The 3626-nt window shown below is 27.8% G+C and carries 5 protein-coding genes; all 5 read left to right on the plus strand.

What is annotated here, in order from left to right; all coding sequences use genetic code 11:
* Nucleotides 1-243 precede the first annotated feature (243 nt).
* Complete coding sequence (locus tag ACTQ1L_RS15085) at nt 244-846, plus strand: hypothetical protein (RefSeq protein ID WP_441368065.1); 603 nt, start codon at nt 244-246, stop codon at nt 844-846.
* Nucleotides 847-991: 145 nt separating this feature from the next.
* Nucleotides 992-1489, plus strand: coding sequence for a hypothetical protein (locus ACTQ1L_RS15090; RefSeq protein WP_441368067.1), 498 nt, complete (start codon nt 992-994; stop codon nt 1487-1489).
* Between the two features lie 84 nt (nt 1490-1573).
* Nucleotides 1574-2116: a hypothetical protein gene (locus tag ACTQ1L_RS15095; RefSeq protein ID WP_147349199.1), complete on the plus strand. Its 543-nt coding sequence runs from the start codon at nt 1574-1576 to the stop codon at nt 2114-2116.
* A 10-nt stretch (nt 2117-2126) separates the two neighbouring features.
* Nucleotides 2127-2972, plus strand: coding sequence for a hypothetical protein (locus ACTQ1L_RS15100; RefSeq protein WP_441368068.1), 846 nt, complete (start codon nt 2127-2129; stop codon nt 2970-2972).
* 130 nt (nt 2973-3102) lie between these two features.
* Entirely contained in the window at nt 3103-3519 is a 417-nt protein-coding gene (locus tag ACTQ1L_RS15105; RefSeq protein ID WP_441368070.1) for a hypothetical protein, read from the plus strand.
* Nucleotides 3520-3626 lie beyond the last annotated feature (107 nt).

A 3626-nucleotide genomic window follows, 5' to 3' on the forward strand; every position in this document is an offset into this window, starting at 1 on the left:
CGGCAGGGGTATGGATATCCTGACGATGAGTATTTCTTTTTAAAACTCATTGATATGAGCAGAGTTGATTATGTGAGGAATCCTAAATCCCATAAGTTTTGTGATTGAGCCCAAATTCAAGAAGGTAGAGGTATCAGGAGCAACACAGATAGGACCTTTAATTCAGCATTCCAAGATAAGAAAAGATTTTAATGTTTGTGATATCTCATAAGAGATATCACAAGCTAAATGCAGGGGTGAAGAGTGAAAAAATATATCGTACATTTTATTATATGGGGACTAGGTATAATTAGTTACTATATATTAGACAAGACAACGGCCGGAGATGAGTTTCAGAATATTAGCGTATTATTAATCGGATGTTTGATGTTTTATGCAGTGTATTATATTTCTATGATATCAGAAATCAGGAAAATTGAATGTGAATTGAATGAATCAGGAATATTTGGCGGACGCGGCATGGGGATTTTAATAAACATGTTTAGCTTGCAGTATATATTTGAACTTTATAAGAAACCATTAGTTTGCATTGTTCTTATAGTAGTTTCTGTTATTGTGCTGATACTATCACGTAAATATATAAAATCTTTTTGGACAAAAAATATATGGAGTAGACAATTTTTACTTATTTTTATTGCATTTAATGTATTGGCGAGTTCTATAGGCAGTGTTCTTGGTTATAAGTGGGATGATATTTTGTTGGTTAATGTAGAAAATGTATCAAACGTAACAAAATTAATTCTTATAATATTTTATATTGTCATTTTTAAAAATACAGAGTTGCCAAACAGTTTTTTTATAAGACTTGCTTCTAAAAATGAGGCTTTGTTAGACAGAAGAAATTAGAAAATAAGCTTTTAATATATAGCATACGAAAGGAACACAATGCGATACACATTTATAAAGGAGCATGATGCAACAGACTGTGCAGCGGCCATGCATCGATGATACCTTTTGATCATTTAACCATCTTATATAAGAGGTAAGTGCTATGGAATACTTGAATTTGGAAAAGTCAGGACTTATTACTATCCTGATTCCCCTTAATTTTTTAATTGGAGAATATACATTGTTTTTTCGCTTGAATGGATGGAGCCGGAAAATAATTCACTTAATCACAGGTGTGATTGATCTATTTTTTGTGGTGGCAATAATTGCTTGTAGAGAGCACCCATATTATTCATTTGTGATTTTCGGTGGAATGTTAATTGGAATCATTCAAAGTGAATGGTGTTATAGAGAAATCAGTGAAGAAACAAATTTGAGCAAAATAGACATATTGTTAAAAAAGGGGAGAATTTTGTTGGGAGCGATATTAATTATTATTGAAATAGTGATTAGAATGTTGTATCCGTCAATGTTTATGGGATTGCCATTAATAACACGTATCTTTTCGTATATCATTTTAGCTGTGTTACCTATTGAAATGATAGCTTTTAACAGTTTTCTTGTAAAAAAACAAAATGGTATGGCAATTGAATATTTTTAGAATGCAAGGTAAAATATTGTGTGAGCATATGTTCGTGTGTGACCTACTTTATTAATTTTAAAGTGCATGAAGGGAGTAATGAATTTGAATAAAGAGATTGTTGAAGGAATGTACATAGCTCTTATTTTTATTGCGGGATACTATTTAGTAAAGACGAAAAGAATTAATATTTTGTGGAAGATATTGGCAGCTGTGAATATACTTTCATGGGCGTGTTTATTAGTAATATTAGCACTAGATATAAATGTAAGTGCTGATTTTATATCCTTAAATTTAGCAGCATGTATGTCGTTGGCTATTTTTACACCAATAATATGGTTTTCAGATAGAAAAAATATGGATATCTACAGTTTATTTGGAAATATAGGATTTGTATTAGTACTTAACAAGGAAGTAAATCAAATAAAAAATAGTGCCAGACTAAAAGAAAACCTTCAGAAAATTCTAGGTCTTGATTGTTATCATAAGACATGGATCACAATATCGAAATCAAAAGATGAAGAAATTACATTGACTATGTTATTTTTCAGTAAAAAGGAATTTGCCTGCTTTGAACGAAAAATTGATAAGAAGTATATAGTAGAAAAGGAAAATGGATTTGGAACATTGGTTACTATGCAAATATAGGAGAGCAGCAATGAACAGAGAAAAATGTATTAACAGAAATATAACAATAGCAAGTGCAATAATAAGTGGTGTGAATATATTAACATTTTATAATGCATTTTATAAGTGTTTTAAATTCAAATACGTAGATGACTTTATATCATTATTATGTTTATTGTTTAGTTTAATGATTTTAATAAATGTAAAACAGCATATTAGAACAATAGAGTTTTGTATGTGGTATAGCATTTTATTTATTATTTTATTATGCAGAATAAATATATTGAATGGTTTTTTTGAGATTGATTTTTTGAAAAATATAGCGTCTATTATTATTATTATTATTATTATAAATTTGATAGTCTGGATTTATTTTTTGCATAAAGTAAACATAGAAAATAATCAAATAGATATTAACAATAGAAAAAGTGTTATTGAGTCTGAAAGGGATATACGTAATTATATATATAATCGAATCACTATGTTTTTTAATAGAGACAAATCAATTAAGTGTGATGATAATATAAAGAAATATTTGTGGATTACATTATCTGCGTCTTGGACAATACTTCTTTTTGGTGGGAAATTTATTATAGATATAATAAATATATTTACTGATGAATACAAATTTGGGATAAATTTTGTAATGGTTTATGTTATATTGAATCTTATATTTTTATTTTTTAATTTTGCGAGATTAAAAGTAATTAAATCTAATTTTGTTTATGAAATAGTTTGTGATGTGTCATTTGTTATAGGAATAAATATATTTGTTTTTACTCAAAGGGATACTGCTCGATTTCAAGTTCTAATACTATCCGCATATTTATGTTGTTTATATCTATTGAATATTCGTGATTTGTTAAGAAAAATTTAATTACCATGTGACATATGAAATGAACGAAGCTGTATACACGAAAACTCATGTTTTTTAGGATAGCTTAAAAAATAAGTTTGAGAAAATAATGGACTATAACTGGATTTTATAGAAAGGTATGAGGTATTATATGAAAACGATAAAAATACAGCACTTATTTGGTAGATTTTCTATATTTTTCTTGGTGTTAATTGTGGTAGTATTTGCTGAGGAATATTCAATTAATAGGTTGTGCTTGAATATAAATGGATTTCCATTTATTTTTATGAATGCATTTATGATTGTAGGAATAGCATATATTTATCAAAAAGCAACAAGAAAATTATTCATAAAGGAATTTGAGTATGAGATATATGAAGATTTCTTCTATATTGATGGGAATAAATATGAATATCAAGATGTAATAAAATGTGAAATTCATTATTTCGATTATTTTTTTATAAATGTATTGTGTTTACATATAGACATGAAAAACACTTCTAAAAGCCCCATTTTGTTATATTCAGAAGACTTGGATGAAGGAATAGACTGTAAAGACATTCAATGATTTGAGGGTCAAAAGGTATTCCAGCAAGGATACCGTATAACCATAAATTTGTACCTTGAAAACTTCACATAAATGAGGATTTTGTCAGCAATAAGTGGTATTATATA

This window comes from Agathobacter sp. LCP21S3_B2, assembly GCF_052118705.1.
Taxonomy (GTDB): domain Bacteria; phylum Bacillota; class Clostridia; order Lachnospirales; family Lachnospiraceae; genus Roseburia.